General features: G+C 68.9%; 14 protein-coding genes. 5 read left to right on the top strand and 9 right to left on the bottom strand.

Going from position 1 to position 13080, the window contains the following annotated elements; translation table 11 throughout:
- The first annotated feature begins 17 nt into the window (after nt 1-17).
- The 3 genes from IEX05_RS00995 to IEX05_RS00985 are packed head-to-tail and all read left to right on the top strand — an operon-like array spanning nt 18 to nt 3059.
- Entirely contained in the window at nt 18-1304 is a 1287-nt protein-coding gene (locus tag IEX05_RS00995; RefSeq protein WP_188699524.1) for a magnesium transporter MgtE N-terminal domain-containing protein, read from the top strand.
- Nucleotides 1304-1885: a DUF1003 domain-containing protein gene (locus IEX05_RS00990; RefSeq protein WP_188699522.1), complete on the top strand. Its 582-nt coding sequence runs from the start codon at nt 1304-1306 to the stop codon at nt 1883-1885. Before IEX05_RS00995 ends, IEX05_RS00990 begins: the two co-directional genes overlap by 1 nt.
- Before the next feature lie 40 nt (nt 1886-1925).
- Nucleotides 1926-3059 carry an Mrp/NBP35 family ATP-binding protein gene (locus IEX05_RS00985; RefSeq protein WP_188699520.1) on the top strand — a complete coding sequence of 378 codons (1134 nt, stop codon included), beginning with the start codon at nt 1926-1928 and terminating at the stop codon, nt 3057-3059.
- 15 nt (nt 3060-3074) lie between these two features.
- Here the strand turns inward: IEX05_RS00985 and IEX05_RS00980 are convergent, their stop codons facing one another.
- Nucleotides 3075-3437 (bottom strand): twin-arginine translocase TatA/TatE family subunit, encoded by a 363-nt coding sequence (locus tag IEX05_RS00980; RefSeq protein ID WP_188699519.1) that lies wholly within the window; start codon nt 3435-3437, stop codon nt 3075-3077.
- Nucleotides 3438-3502: 65 nt separating this feature from the next.
- Between IEX05_RS00980 and IEX05_RS00975 the strand changes: the two genes are divergently transcribed.
- Nucleotides 3503-4132 carry an O-methyltransferase gene (locus IEX05_RS00975; RefSeq protein ID WP_188699517.1) on the top strand — a complete coding sequence of 210 codons (630 nt, stop codon included), beginning with the start codon at nt 3503-3505 and terminating at the stop codon, nt 4130-4132.
- A 54-nt stretch (nt 4133-4186) separates the two neighbouring features.
- Here the strand turns inward: IEX05_RS00975 and IEX05_RS00970 are convergent, their stop codons facing one another.
- The 3 genes from IEX05_RS00970 to dapE form a co-directional block, all read right to left on the bottom strand.
- Nucleotides 4187-4360, bottom strand: coding sequence for a DUF3117 domain-containing protein (locus tag IEX05_RS00970; protein ID WP_188699515.1), 174 nt, complete (start codon nt 4358-4360; stop codon nt 4187-4189).
- A gap of 102 nt (nt 4361-4462) precedes the next feature.
- A complete protein-coding gene (locus IEX05_RS00965; protein ID WP_188699513.1) occupies nt 4463-5728 on the bottom strand; it encodes a hypothetical protein in 1266 nt (421 codons plus the stop codon).
- A complete protein-coding gene (gene dapE / locus IEX05_RS00960; protein WP_188699511.1) occupies nt 5710-6780 on the bottom strand; it encodes a succinyl-diaminopimelate desuccinylase in 1071 nt (356 codons plus the stop codon). The genes IEX05_RS00965 and dapE overlap by 19 nt, the downstream gene beginning before the upstream one ends.
- Before the next feature lie 25 nt (nt 6781-6805).
- Between dapE and dapD the strand changes: the two genes are divergently transcribed.
- Nucleotides 6806-7759, top strand: coding sequence for a 2,3,4,5-tetrahydropyridine-2,6-dicarboxylate N-succinyltransferase (gene dapD, locus IEX05_RS00955; RefSeq protein ID WP_188699510.1), 954 nt, complete (start codon nt 6806-6808; stop codon nt 7757-7759).
- Between the two features lie 67 nt (nt 7760-7826).
- Here the strand turns inward: dapD and IEX05_RS00950 are convergent, their stop codons facing one another.
- The 5 genes from IEX05_RS00950 to typA form a co-directional block, all read right to left on the bottom strand.
- Nucleotides 7827-9122 (bottom strand): citrate synthase, encoded by a 1296-nt coding sequence (locus tag IEX05_RS00950; protein WP_229661048.1) that lies wholly within the window; start codon nt 9120-9122, stop codon nt 7827-7829.
- Nucleotides 9123-9259: 137 nt separating this feature from the next.
- The gene (dapC, locus tag IEX05_RS00945) at nt 9260-10372 is read right to left on the bottom strand and encodes a succinyldiaminopimelate transaminase (RefSeq protein WP_308423389.1); all 1113 of its coding nucleotides are present in this window, start codon (nt 10370-10372) and stop codon (nt 9260-9262) included.
- A 4-nt stretch (nt 10373-10376) separates the two neighbouring features.
- Nucleotides 10377-10697, bottom strand: a complete 321-nt coding sequence (gene fdxA, locus IEX05_RS00940) for a ferredoxin (RefSeq protein ID WP_188699506.1) — start codon at nt 10695-10697, stop codon at nt 10377-10379.
- Between the two features lie 47 nt (nt 10698-10744).
- Complete coding sequence (locus tag IEX05_RS00935; protein WP_188699504.1) at nt 10745-11128, bottom strand: histidinol dehydrogenase; 384 nt, start codon at nt 11126-11128, stop codon at nt 10745-10747.
- Between the two features lie 4 nt (nt 11129-11132).
- A complete protein-coding gene (typA, locus tag IEX05_RS00930; RefSeq protein ID WP_188699502.1) occupies nt 11133-13037 on the bottom strand; it encodes a translational GTPase TypA in 1905 nt (634 codons plus the stop codon).
- Nucleotides 13038-13080 lie beyond the last annotated feature (43 nt).

Below are 13080 nucleotides of genomic sequence, written 5' to 3'. Positions count from 1 at the left end.
GCGACTACTCTGGTCTCGTGAGCATGCAGAGGGTATTCGTTGGTCGGTTGGCCGGCTGCCCGGTCTTCGATCCGGCGGGTGATCGGCTCGGCAAGGTGCGCGACGTGGTCGTCGTGTATCGAAGTGAGTCGTCGCCCCGCGTGATCGGGCTCGTGCTCGAGATCCCGGGGCGGCGCCAGGTGTTCGTGTCGATCGGGCGCGTCACGTCGATCGCGCAGGGCCAGGTCATCACGACGGGCCTCATCAACGTGCGCCGCTTCGAGCCGCGCGCCGACGAACGCCGCATCATGGCGGAGATCGTCGGGCGCCGCGTCGAGCTCGCCGACGGATCCGGATCCGCCGTGATCGAGGATGCGGCGATCGAGCCGAATCGCATCGGTGAATGGTCGATCGGACAGCTGTATCTCCGCAAGCCGCGCACGAGCGCCTCACCGTTCTCGAAGGGTCCGACGGTGTTCGCCACGTGGGACGAGATGCGCGAGAGGCAGGCACCGGGACAGCCGCAGTCGGCCGAGCAACTGGCGCAGAGCTACGCCGAGCTCCGCCCCGCGGACCTCGCGGGTGCCCTCCTCGATCTGCCGCAGTCGCGCATGATCGAGGTCGTCTCCGAGCTGAGCGACAAGCGGCTCGCCGACGCGCTCGAGGAGATGCCGGAGGAAGACCAGGTGTCGATCCTCGACGCGATCGGCAACGAGCGCGCGGCCGACGTGCTCGACGAGATGGATCCGGACGACGCGGCCGACGTGCTCGGCGAGCTCAGCGACGAGCGCAGCGAGCAGCTGCTGCAGATGATGGAACCGGACGAGGCCGACGACGTTCGACTCATCCTGCGCTACGGTCCGAACACGGCGGGCGGTCTCATGACCACCGAGCCGATCATTATGCCCGCCGACGCCACGATTGCCGAGGGCCTCGCCCGGATCCGGCGCCACGAACTGCATCCCGCCCTCGCCGCGAGCGTGTACGTCACGCTGCCGCCCTACGAGACGCCCACGGGGCATTATCTGGGGGCCGTGCACTTTCAGCGCATGCTCCGATACCCTCCCCACGAGCGCATCGGGGCGATCCTCGACGAGTCGATCGAGCCCGTTCAGGCGGAGTCGACCGGCGCGGAGGTCGCGCGGCGCCTCGCCACCTATGACCTCGTCTCGATGCCGGTCGTCGACCGGGCGCACCGCCTTCTCGGTGCCGTCACCGTCGATGACGTGCTCGATTCGCTCCTGCCGGACGACTGGCGATCGCACGACGAGGACGACCCGATCCCCGCAATGGAAACCGGAACGATTCGGACGGTGAAGCCCTGATGGCGCGCGGAGAAGGACGCGGTTTCGTCCGCGGTCGCCGGCCCCGCATCGACGATGCCGTGCACACCAACGACCGCTTCGGCCGGGCCACGGAGTGGATCGCCCGGGCGATGGGCACGCCCACGTTCCTCCTGATCCTCACCGTCGTCTGCATCGTGTGGATGGCCTGGAACACGCTCGCCCCCGAGGAATGGCGATTCGACTCCGCGGCCATCGGGTTCACGGCGCTGACCCTGATCCTGTCGCTCCAGGCCTCGTACGCGGCTCCCCTGCTGCTGCTCGCGCAGAACCGTCAGGACGACCGCGACCGCGTCGCGCTGGAGAACGACCGCCAGCGCGCCGAGCGGAACCTCGCCGATACCGAGTACCTTGCCCGCGAGATCGTCTCCCTGCGGCTCACGCTCGCCGAGCTGCAGAAGGAGCAGGTCACGCGCGAGGCACTCCGCGATACGCTCCGCGATGTCGTGCGCGACACGGCCCACGACACCCTGCGCGACGAGATCCGCGAGGAGATCCGGGCCGAGCTCCGCGAGGAGATCCGCGAAGACGTGCGCCGCGAGCTGCGCGACGGCCGAGCGTGACCGGGTCCGCGCACGCACGAACACCGATGAGGAGCCGCCGATGAGCGATGCCGTCACCCTGCGCGTCACCGAGGCCGTCGGGCGCGTCACGGACCCCGAGCTGCGCCGACCGCTGTCGGAGCTCGACATGGTGCGCGGCGTCGCCGTCACGCCCGACCGCGTCGAGGTGAGCATCGCCCTGACGATCGTCGGCTGTCCCGCCGCGAACCGGATCGAGGCGGACGTGCGCGCCGCCGCCGAGGGCGCGGCGGAGGGCCGCGCCGTCGCGGTCGAGGTCGGCGTGATGACGCCCGCCGAGCGTCAGGCCCTGACGGAGCGGCTCCGCGGGCCGGCGAAGCGCAACCCCTTCGGGGCGGATTCGCTGACCCGCGTCATCGCCGTCACGAGCGGAAAGGGGGGCGTCGGCAAGTCGACGCTCACGGCGAACCTCGCCGTCGCCCTGGCGCGGCGCGGCCTCAAGGTCGGGCTCGTCGACGCCGACGTGCACGGGTTCTCCATCCCCCAGCTGCTGGGGCTCGTGGACGGCGACGAGGTGGCCTCCCCCACGCAGCTCGGCGACATGATCCTGCCGCCCATCGCGCACGAGGTGAAGACGATCTCCATCGGCATGTTCCTGAAGCAGTCCGACGGATCCAACCCCGGCGCCGTGATGTGGCGGGGGCCGATGCTGCACCGCACGTTGCAGCAGTTCCTGACCGACGTGTTCTTCGGCGACCTCGACGTGCTCCTGCTCGACATGCCGCCTGGCACGGGCGACATCGCCATCTCGGCCGGTCACCTCCTGCCGGGGGCCGAGGTCATCGTCGTCACGACTCCGCAGGCGGCGGCGAGCGACGTGGCGATCCGTTCGGGGCTCGTCGCCCGACAGGTCGGGCAGCGCGTCATCGGCGTCGTCGAGAACATGTCGGCGATGGTCATGCCCGACGGATCCACGATGGACCTGTTCGGCTCCGGCGGCGGCGCCGAGGTGTCCGCGGCGCTCGGCGACGGCGCTCCCCTCCTCGGGTCCGTTCCCCTCAGCCCCGCGCTGCGAGCCGACGGCGACCACGGGACGCCGGTCGTGATCGCCCATCCCACCGATCCCGCGGCGCAGGCCATCACGGCGATCGCGGAACGAATCGCGACGAGCGGTCGCGGCCTGACGGCGCGATCTCTCCCCTTCACGACGCGCTGAGCGCCCTCCGGACCGCTACGTGGCCTCGTCGTCGTACGGCGGAAGGTTGTCGCTCGAGAAGGTGTGCGGGACCAGCGGCGCGGTGCGCGGCGGCTGCACCGTCGGCGATGCCGGCGCCGCGACCGGGGCGTCGTCGAGGAGCGCCTCGCGAATGATCCGTCGCGGATCGTATTGGCGCGGGTCGAGCTTCTTCCAGTCGACCTCGCTGAAGTCTTCGCCGACCTCCTGCTCGACGCGGCTCCGCGCACCCTGAACGTACTCGCGCGTCTTGCGCGCGGCGCGCCCCAGCCACTCCGCGGCCTGGGGCAACCGTTCGGGGCCGATCAGGATCGCGGCGATCAGCGCGATCATGACGACCTTCTCGATGCTGAAGCCCATGCGCTCAGCCTAGTGGCGACCGCTCCAGAGAACCTTGACAGGCCGAGGTCATTAGTGTGGGTCGTATGAGCAGCTCCGCCGTCGCACGTTTCGCCCGCGAACAGGTCGTCGAGCCCGACGCCATCGCCCGGGCCCGCCAGACTGCACTCGAGCTCGGCGCCGCTCCCATCAGCCCTTCCGTCGGCGCCCAGTGCGCCGTGATCGCCGCGGCGACGGGGGCACGCTCGATGATCGAGATCGGCACGGGCGCGGGGGTGTCCGGCCTCTGGCTCCTGCACGGCGCGCCGGACGCCGTCCTCACGACGATCGACAAGGAGCCTGAGCACCTGGCCGCGGCGAGGGAATCGTTCGCGGCGGCGCGGGTGCCGTCATCGCGCGTGCGAGCGATCCGGGGCCGCGCGGCCGACGTGCTGCCACGCATGAACGAGGCCGCATACGACGTGGTGCTCATCGACGCGGACCAGGACCAGATCATCGACTACGTCGCGCACGGGCTCCGCCTCGCGCGACCGGGCGGCACGGTGCTCGTGCCGCGCGTTCTCGCGGGCGGGCGGGTCGCGGATCCGGTGGCGCGCGACGCGCACACGAGCGACCTGCGCAGCCTCATCTCCGAGACGCTGGGCTCGTCGTCGGTGTTCGCTTCGCTCAACACCGCGGACGAGGGCCTTCTGCAGATCACGCTTCCGCGCTCCTGACGAGACGACAAAAGGGCCGGATCCCGTGGGATCCGGCCCTTCTTGTCAGGTCGCTCAGGCTGCCTCGACGACGTTCGCGAGAACGCCGTGCAGCTCCTTCGCTTCTTCGTCGTTCACCGAGACGACGAGGCGTCCGCCGCCCTCGAGCGGGACGCGAACAATGATGAGGCGCCCTTCCTTTACGGCCTCCATGGGCCCGTCTCCGGTGCGCGGCTTCATAGCAGCCATAGGTAGCTCCCCTTCTAGATTGGTCACACCCATTCTATAGGGCGATCGTTCAGGGTTCCGTTCTTCGGAGTGTCACGCGGCGTCACGGAATCAGGTAGGGCGTCACGGAATCAAGTAGAAGGTGTTGCCCATGCCGTACATCGCGTGCGTCCACCAGAACTGGAGCGCCGTGAGCGCGACGAGGATCAGGATCCGCGATGAACGGAGCAGGCGCGGCGCGGCGAGGGCACCGGCTGCCAGCGGGGCCAGCGGCATCAGGAGCCGCAACACGCTCGACTGGGGGAAGATCACGAGCGCCGCGTATACCAGGTAGCTCGCACCCCAGAGCTTCGTCTCGATTCCGAGCGCGCGCACGGACGGCAGGAAGAAGAGGCCGACGGCGCACGCCGCGACGAGCGCGAGCAGGAGGTAGCCGTACAGGTGGGGGACGCCCCAGATTCCCGCCCACGCCTCGGCGCCCTGGATCCAGCCCTCGCCGGGAATGAAGCCGCTGTGCTCCCCGACCCAGCCTCGGCGCCACGAGAGCTCCGTCTCGAAATAGGCGTCCGGATTGCGCGTGACGGCGTTCGCGATCATGGGCCAGGCGAACCCCAGCAGCGACCCGAGCGCACCGGTCGCGAGGATGTGCACCACCTCGGCGCGATGAATCGGGCGCTCTGCCCGATGCCGAATGCGCCACAGGCCGTACAGCGCGATCGTCAGGGGAAGCGCGAGCTCGCCCGGTCGGGTGAACGCCATCACGGGGATCGTGAGGTAGAGCGACCACCAGGCCTCACGCCGGATCGCGACGAGCGACCACACCGCGAGGGCGAGGAAGGCGGCCTCGGCGTATCCGACCTGGAACATCAGCGACAGCGGCCCGAAGGCGACGAACGCGACGCCCCAGAGGGCGCTGATCCTTCCGAGGCGGTCGACGAGGAGGGTATGGATCCCCCAGCAGGCGAAGTATCCTGCCACGAGCGAGATCAGCGCCGCGGCGAGCGCCCAGGCGTTCGCGACGGCCCAGACGTCCTCGGATCCGAAGCCCGCGCCGGGCACGAGCGCGGCGAGGATCCTGGCCGCCCAGGGGTAGACGGGCATGAACGCCCACGCGTTCTGCTGCGCCTGGCCGTGACCGTCGACGGGAATCTCGCTCGGGTATCCGTTGAGGGCGATCTCCCGATACCAGGCGGCGTCCCACGCGACGATGTAGTCGAGCATCGTCGGATTTGCGCCGTGTCTGCCGTCGTCGGGGGCGAGCGCCGAGCTGAGGGCGATGAGCAGGGTTGTGACGATGCGCGCCGCGAGGTACACCACGAGCACACGCGCCCACACGGGCAGCGTGACGAGCACGTGGCGGCGCGGGCGCGTCAGCGCGCGCTCAGCCATGCGCGCAGGCCCTGTTCGACCGCCTCGATCTGCGACACGGGGACGCGCTCCTCGTCGTGGTGCGCGAGCTGACCATCGCCCGGCCCGTAGTTGACCGCGGGGATGCCGAGTTCGCTGAATCGGGCGACGTCGGTCCAGCCGTACTTCGGGCGAGGCACGCCGCCCACCGCCGCCGCGAGCGACCGAGCAAGGGGTGCGTCGAGGCCGGGGCGGGCTCCCCCGGAGAGGTCGGTGATCTCCACCTCGTACTCGTCGAAGAACCCACGAACGCGTCGGACGGCCTCCTCCGGCGACTTGTCGGGCGCGAAGCGGTAGTTGACTTCGACCTCGCACAGGTCGGGGATCACGTTTCCCGCGATCCCTCCGGAGATGCGCACGGCGTTGAGCCCCTCCCGGTATTCGAGCCCGTCGACCGTGATCGTCTTCGCCGTGTAGCCCGCGAGCTTCGTCAGGATGGGGGCGGCGAAGTGGATCGCGTTCTCGCCCTTCCAGCTCCGGGCGCTGTGCGAGCGCATTCCGCGGGTGCGCACGACGGCCCGGAGGGTCCCGTTGCAGCCGCCCTCGATGCCGCCGTTCGATGGTTCGCCGAGGATCGCGAAGGATCCCTCGAGCAGCTCGGGGCGGGTGCGCGCGATGCGGCCCAGTCCGTTCTTCGCCGCCGCGACCTCCTCGTTGTCGTACCAGACCCACGTGATGTCGTACAGCGGATCCGTCACCTCCGCCGCGAGCTTGAGCTGGACCGCGACGCCCGCTTTCATGTCAACCGTTCCGCGCCCCCAGATGTAGCTTTCGCCGTCCTCCTCCACCATGCGTGTCGGGACGTTGTTGTTGATGGGCACGGTGTCGAGGTGTCCCGCGATGATTATGCGCGTGTCGCGGCCGAGGTTCGTGCGCGCGATGACCGCGTCGCCGTCGCGGATCACCTCGAGGTGAGGGTACGCCGCCAGGGCGCGCTCGACGAGATCGGCGAGGAGCCGCTCATCTCCCGACTCGCTCGGGATGTCGCAGATGTCGCGAGTGATCTGGGCAACGGATGCGGTGAGATCGAGCATGGCCCCAGCCTATTAGCCTTGACGTATGACTGAAACGCGCTGGGCCTCCGGAGTCGGAATTGCGACGACGACCGCCGATGGAACGATCCTCGATACCTGGTACCCCTCCCCCGCTCTCCTGCCGCTGTCGGGCCTCGACACGGCAGCCGAGCGCGCCGCGCTCGAGCCGCAGACGGGATCCGACGAGCGCCTCGGCACGTCGACGAGCGTCGTCGAGGTGGAGATCGACCTCGACGCCGCCGTCGGATCCGTGTCGGACGCCTATCTGCGTCTGCACCTGCTCTCGCATCTTGTCGTCGAGCCCAACAGCATCAGCCTCGACGGCATCTTCGGCCACCTGCCGAACAATGCGTGGACGAACGCCGGCCCCACGACGCCCGAGTTCGCCGCGTCGAACCTCGCCGCGCTGAAGCGCGCCGGCGTGCAGGTGTATGCACAGGACAAGTTCCCGCGCCTGACCGACTACGTGCTCCCGCGCGGCGTGCGGATCGCCGACGCGTCGCGCGCACGCCTCGGCGCCCACCTGGCGCCCGGAACCGTCGTCATGCACGAGGGTTTCGTGAACTTCAACGCCGGAACCATGGGTACCTCGATGGTCGAGGGCCGCATCTCGCAGGGCGTCGTCGTCGGCGACGGGAGCGACATCGGAGGCGGCGCGTCGATCATGGGAACGCTCTCGGGCGGCGGTTCGCACCGGGTGTCGGTGGGCCAGCGCAGCCTCCTCGGCGCGAACTCCGGAATCGGAATCTCGCTCGGCGACGACTGCGTCGTCGAGGCCGGCCTGTACATCACGGCGGGCACGAAGGTCGTCCTCGTGGACGAGCCCCGCACCGCCGACGGGGCGCTGCAGACGATCAAGGCCGCGCAGCTCTCGGGCGTGAACGGCGTGCTGTTCCTGCGCAATTCGGTCACCGGTGCGATCGAGGCCCGCAAGCGCCGCGGCGTTGGCGTCACCCTGAACGAGGCCCTGCACGCCTGACCTCCGGGATCCGGGGACGCGAGAAGGCGGCCGCTTCCTTCCGGGAGCGGCCGCCTTCTCGTCGGGCTTACTTCGCGGGGTAGTCGCGCTCGGCGGGGCCCACGTAGAGCTGCTGCGGACGGCCAATCTTGCCCTGTCGGTCGAGATTCTGTTCGCGCCACTGCGCGAGCCAACCGGGAAGGCGGCCGATCGCGAAGAGCACCGTGAACACGCTCGTCGGGAAGCCCATCGCCTTGTAGATCACGCCGGTGTAGAAGTCGACGTTCGGGTACAGGTTGCGCGACTGGAAGTACTCGTCGCTCAGCGCGATCTCCTCGAGCTCCTTCGCCATGTCGAGCAGCGGGTCGTTCACGCCCAGCGCCTCGAGCACCTCGTCGGCCGAGGCCTTCACGATCTTCGCGCGCGGGTCGTAGTTCTTATAGACGCGGTGCCCGAAGCCCATGAGCTTCACGCCGTCTTCCTTGTTCTTCACGCGCTCGACGAAGCGGGCCACGCTCTCGCCCGAGTCGCGGATCTGACCGAGCATCCGCAGAACGGCCTCGTTCGCGCCGCCGTGCAGCGGGCCCGAGAGGGCCTGGATTCCGGCCGAGACGGACGCGAACTGGTTCGCGCCGGTCGAGGCGACGAGGCGCACCGTCGACGTGGAGGCGTTCTGCTCGTGGTCTTCGTGCAGGATCAGGAGGCGCTCGAGCGCCTTCGCCATGACGGGATTGATCTCGTACGGCTCGCTCATCACGCCGAAGTTGAGGCGCAGGAAGTTCTCGACGTATCCGAGCGAGTTGTCGGGATACAGGAAGGCCTGGCCGTTGGCCGTCTTATGGGCGTACGCCGCGATGACGGGCAGCTTCGCCAGCAGGCGAATAATGTTCATGTCGACGTGATCCGGATTGTCGGGATCCGACTGGTCCGAGTAGTAGGTCGACAGCGCGCTGGTGGCGGACGAGAGCACGGCCATGGGGTGAGCGCCCGAGGGAAGTGCCGAGAAGAAGCGCTTGAGGTCTTCGTGGAGGAGGGTGTGTCGACGGATCTTCTCGTCGAACTCGCCGAGCTCGTCGGCCGTGGGCAGCTCGCCATAGATCAGGAGCCAGGCCACCTCGAGGAAGCTCGAGTTCGCCGCGAGCTGCTCGATGGGGTATCCGCGGTGGCGGAGGATCCCCGCCTCGCCGTCGATGTAGGTGATCTCCGACTTCGTCGACGCGGTGTTCACGAACCCGTAGTCGAGGGCCGTGTATCCGGTCTGCTTCGAGAGGGTCGATACGTCGATCGACGGCTTGCCGTCGACAGCCGGCAGAACCGGGAATTCGGCGATCTTGTCACCGATCGTCAGAGTGGCCTTCTCGGGCAGGGTTCCCGCGTCGCTCACGGCGCCTCCTCGCATTCGTCTGTGTTCAAGCGGTGGAATCGCCCGCGTGGTGTGCGGTGATCCCGCCATAGCCTACCGGCACCGGGAGGCCTATGTGGATATCGTCAATGTATGGGCAATTGAGCTGGCGGAAGGAACTAATTCGCTGCGGCCCGCAGGCGTGCTGCGGCCTCCGCGACGCGATCGTCGCTCGCCGTCAGCGACAGGCGCACGTGGTTCGGGTAGTGCTCGCCGTAGAAGACGCCCGGCCCCGCGAGGATCCCGAGTTCCGCAAGTCGACCCATGGACTCCCACGCGCCGCGGCCCTCGGTGATCCACAGGTACAGGCCCGCCTCGCTGCCGTCGACCTGGAAACCCGCGGCCTCGACGGCGGGCTTCAGGACCTCGCGCCGTGCGCGGTAGATCTCGCGCTGGCGCGCCACGTGCTCGTCGTCGCCGAGAGCGACGGCCATCGCGTGCTGCACCGGCGCGGGCGGCATCAGGCCCAGGTGCTTGCGGTTCTTGAGCAGCTGTGAGACGAGCTGCGCGCTCCCCGCGACGAGCGCGGCACGGTAGCCGGCGAGGTTCGACTGCTTGCTCAGCGAGTACACGCTCAGCAGGCCGTCGAGCGAATCGCCCGCGACCGCCGGATCCAGGACGCTCGGGATCCGCTCGGTGTCCCAGGGCGCGTCCCATCCGAGCTCGGCATAGCATTCGTCGCTCGCGACGACCGCGCCGATCTCGCGCGCGCGCTCGACCGCGGCGCGCAGCTCCTCCGCGCTCCAGACGCGACCGTCCGGGTTTCCGGGCGAATTGATCCAGACGAGCTTCGTGCCCTCCGGCCACTCGGCCGGATCGTCCGCGGCGACGGGCGTCGCGCCGGCCACGCGCGCTCCGACGTCGTAGGTCGGGTAAGCGGCGCGCGGATGCACGACGACGTCACCCGCGCCGAGGCCGAGAAGCAACGGCAGAAGCGCCACGAGCTCCTTCGAACCGATCGTCGGGATGACGTTCGCGTCGGTCAGGCCCGCAACTCCGCGGCGTCGCTCATACCAGGCGCGGATCGCGGAACGGACCTCGGCCGTGCCTGCCGCCGTCGGGTAGGCGTGCGCGTCCGTCGCCTCGACCAGCGCGTCGCGGATGATCTGCGGCGTCGGGTCGGTCGGTGATCCGATGGACAGATCGCAGATGCCGTCCGGGTGCTGCCGTGCCCGATCGGCAAACGGCGTGACCTTATCCCAGGGGTAGTCGTCGAGGTCGTTGATCGACACGCGCTTACTCGCCCTGCGGGGGAAGCGCCGCGATGATGGGGTGATCCTTCGGGATCACACCGACCTTGGCCGCGCCTCCCGGCGAGCCCACGCCCTCGAAGAACTCGACGTTCGCCTTGTAGTAGTCTTCCCACTCTTCCGGCAGGTCGTCTTCGTAGTAGATCGCCTCGACGGGGCACACGGGCTCGCAGGCGCCGCAGTCGACGCACTCGTCGGGATGAATATAGAGGCTGCGCTCGCCCTCGTAGATGCAGTCGACCGGACACTCATCGATGCAGGCCCGGTCTTTGACGTCGACACAGGGAAGGGCGATCACGTAAGTCACGGCTTTATTCTAGCCGCGCGATCTGATCGTCGCCTTGAAGGAGCGCCTTACTCGGCGGGCATCCGGAGCGCCGGAATGCGCGGCCATGCCGCGACCGCGACGACGATGAGGGTCAGCAGACCCATCCAGGCGATCCCGAAGGGAAACTCCCCCTCCGCCGCCTGCGGCACGACGACGGATCCGCCGGGCCCGCGCCCCGAGAACAGCGCCATCGCGCCGATCATGCCGAGCCCGCACCACCAGACGGCGCCGCGCTCTTCGATCAGCAGACGCACGGCGACGAGCAGCGCCGCGCACCCCACGCACGACAGGGCCAGCCCGACGGGAATCGAGCCGGCCCGGTACGCGTGCGTGATCGTGCCGGCCACACCGAACACGGCCCCCGACGCGAGCGCGAGGATCCATGTCACAATGCGGGCCGGCCACGTCATGGGATCAGCCCTGACGCTTGCGGCGCGAGGCCTCGCGACCGCGGATGACCTGGTCGAGCTCGACCTTGCGGATGCGCACGGCCTCCGGGGTCACCTCGACGCACTCGTCCTCGTTGGCGAACTCGAGCGATTCCTCGAGCGAGAGTCGACGCGGCGGCGTCATCGACTCGAAGGAGTCGGCCGTGGCCGAACGCATGTTCGTCAGCTTCTTCTCCTTCGTGATGTTGACGTCCATGTCGTCGGCGCGCGAGTTCTCGCCGATGACCATGCCCTCGTAGACCTCTTCCGTGGGGCCGACGAAGAACGACATGCGCTCCTGCAGGCCGATCATCGCGAAGGGGGTGACGACGCCCGCGCGGTCCGCGACGATCGACCCCTGTGCACGGGCCTCGATGTTGCCCGCCCAGGGACCGTAGCCGGTCGAGAGCGCGTTGGCGATGCCGGTACCGCGCGTGATCGACAGGAACTGGGTGCGGAAGCCGATGAGGCCGCGGCTCGGGACCGCGAACTCGATGCGGATCCAGCCGGTACCGTGGTTCGTCATCGACTCCATGCGGCCCTTGCGGGCGGCGAGGAGCTGCGTGATCGCACCGAGGTACTCCTCCGGCGAGTCGACCGTCAGCTGCTCCCAGGGCTCCATGAGCTGGCCGTTCTCGTCCTTGCGGGTAACGACCTGGGGCTTGCCCACCGTGAGCTCGAAGCCCTCGCGGCGCATGTTCTCGACGAGGATCGCGAGCTGCAGCTCGCCGCGGCCCTGCACCTCCCAGGCGTCGGGGCGGCCGATGTCGTTGACGCGGATCGACATGTTACCGATCAGCTCACGGTCGAGGCGCTCCTTGACCATGCGGGCGGTCAGCTTGTGGCCCTTCACCTTGCCGGCGAGCGGCGAGGTGTTGGTGCCGATCGTCATCGAGATGCTGGGCTCATCGATGGTGATCTGCGGAAGCGGGCGCACGTCGTTGGGGTCGGCGATCGTCTCGCCGATCATGATGTCCTCGAAGCCCGCGATCACGGCGATGTCGCCGGGTCCGGCCTGCTCGGCCGGGTAGCGGTCGAGCGCCTTCGTCATCTGCAGCTCGGTGATACGGGCGTTCTGCACGGATCCGTCCGAACGGACCCAGGCGACCGTCTGGCCCTTCTTCAGCGTGCCGTTGACGACGCGCAGCAGCGCGAGGCGACCGAGGAAGGTGGAGGAGTCGAGGTTCGTCACCCACGCCTGCAGCGGCGCCTCGTCGTCGTACGTCGGGGCCGGGATGTGCTTGAGGATCGCCTCGAACAGCGGCTCGAGGTTCTCGCTGTCGGGCAGCGAACCATCGGCCGGGCGGTTCCAGCTGGCCACGCCGGCACGACCCGAGGCGTAGATAACGGGAACGTCGAGCAGCGCGTCGATGTCGAGGTCGGGAACCTCGTCGGCGAGGTCGCCGGCGAGACCGAGCAGGAGGTCCTGTGCTTCGCTCTCCACCTCTTCGATGCGCGCATCGGGACGGTCGGTCTTGTTCACGAGGAGGATGACGGGCATCTTCGCCTCGAGCGCCTTGCGGAGCACGAAGCGGGTCTGCGGCAGCGGGCCCTCGGACGCGTCGACGAGGAGCACGACGCCGTGCACCATCGACAGGCCGCGCTCGACCTCGCCACCGAAGTCGGCGTGGCCCGGGGTGTCGATCACGTTGATCGTGATGGGAGTGTCGGTGTGCTCGCCGTTGTAGGTGATCGCCGTGTTCTTGGCGAGAATCGTGATGCCCTTTTCACGCTCGAGATCGTTCGAGTCCATGGCACGCTCGTCGACGTGCTCGTGGTCGCCGAACGAACCGGTCTGGCGGAGCATAGCGTCGACCAGGGTGGTCTTGCCGTGGTCGACGTGCGCGACGATCGCGACGTTGCGGAGATCAGAACGGGTGGCAAGCGCCATGAAGGGATCCTTCTGGGTCGTTGGAATGCGCTCCGAAAACCAG

It is taken from the genome of Microbacterium nanhaiense (genome assembly GCF_014646015.1).
GTDB lineage: Bacteria > Actinomycetota > Actinomycetes > Actinomycetales > Microbacteriaceae > Microbacterium > Microbacterium nanhaiense.
The sequence above is the reverse complement of the archived record's forward strand: the minus strand, read 5'-3'. Positions and strand labels throughout refer to the sequence as shown.

Excerpts from the sequence above, each read along its gene's own strand:
- IEX05_RS00980 (WP_188699519.1), bottom strand. The coding sequence starts at position 3,437 with ATGGGCTTCAGCATCGAGAAGGTCGTCATGATCGCGCTGATCGCCGCG.
- typA (WP_188699502.1), bottom strand. The coding sequence starts at position 13,037 with ATGGCGCTTGCCACCCGTTCTGATCTCCGCAACGTCGCGATCGTCGCG.
- IEX05_RS00990 (WP_188699522.1), top strand. The coding sequence starts at position 1,304 with ATGGCGCGCGGAGAAGGACGCGGTTTCGTCCGCGGTCGCCGGCCCCGC.
- IEX05_RS00965 (WP_188699513.1), bottom strand. The coding sequence starts at position 5,728 with ATGGCTGAGCGCGCGCTGACGCGCCCGCGCCGCCACGTGCTCGTCACG.
- IEX05_RS00985 (WP_188699520.1), top strand. The coding sequence starts at position 1,926 with ATGAGCGATGCCGTCACCCTGCGCGTCACCGAGGCCGTCGGGCGCGTC.
- IEX05_RS00935 (WP_188699504.1), bottom strand. The coding sequence starts at position 11,128 with ATGACGTGGCCGGCCCGCATTGTGACATGGATCCTCGCGCTCGCGTCG.
- dapD (WP_188699510.1), top strand. The coding sequence starts at position 6,806 with ATGACTGAAACGCGCTGGGCCTCCGGAGTCGGAATTGCGACGACGACC.
- IEX05_RS00970 (WP_188699515.1), bottom strand. The coding sequence starts at position 4,360 with ATGGCTGCTATGAAGCCGCGCACCGGAGACGGGCCCATGGAGGCCGTA.
- dapE (WP_188699511.1), bottom strand. The coding sequence starts at position 6,780 with ATGCTCGATCTCACCGCATCCGTTGCCCAGATCACTCGCGACATCTGC.
- IEX05_RS00975 (WP_188699517.1), top strand. The coding sequence starts at position 3,503 with ATGAGCAGCTCCGCCGTCGCACGTTTCGCCCGCGAACAGGTCGTCGAG.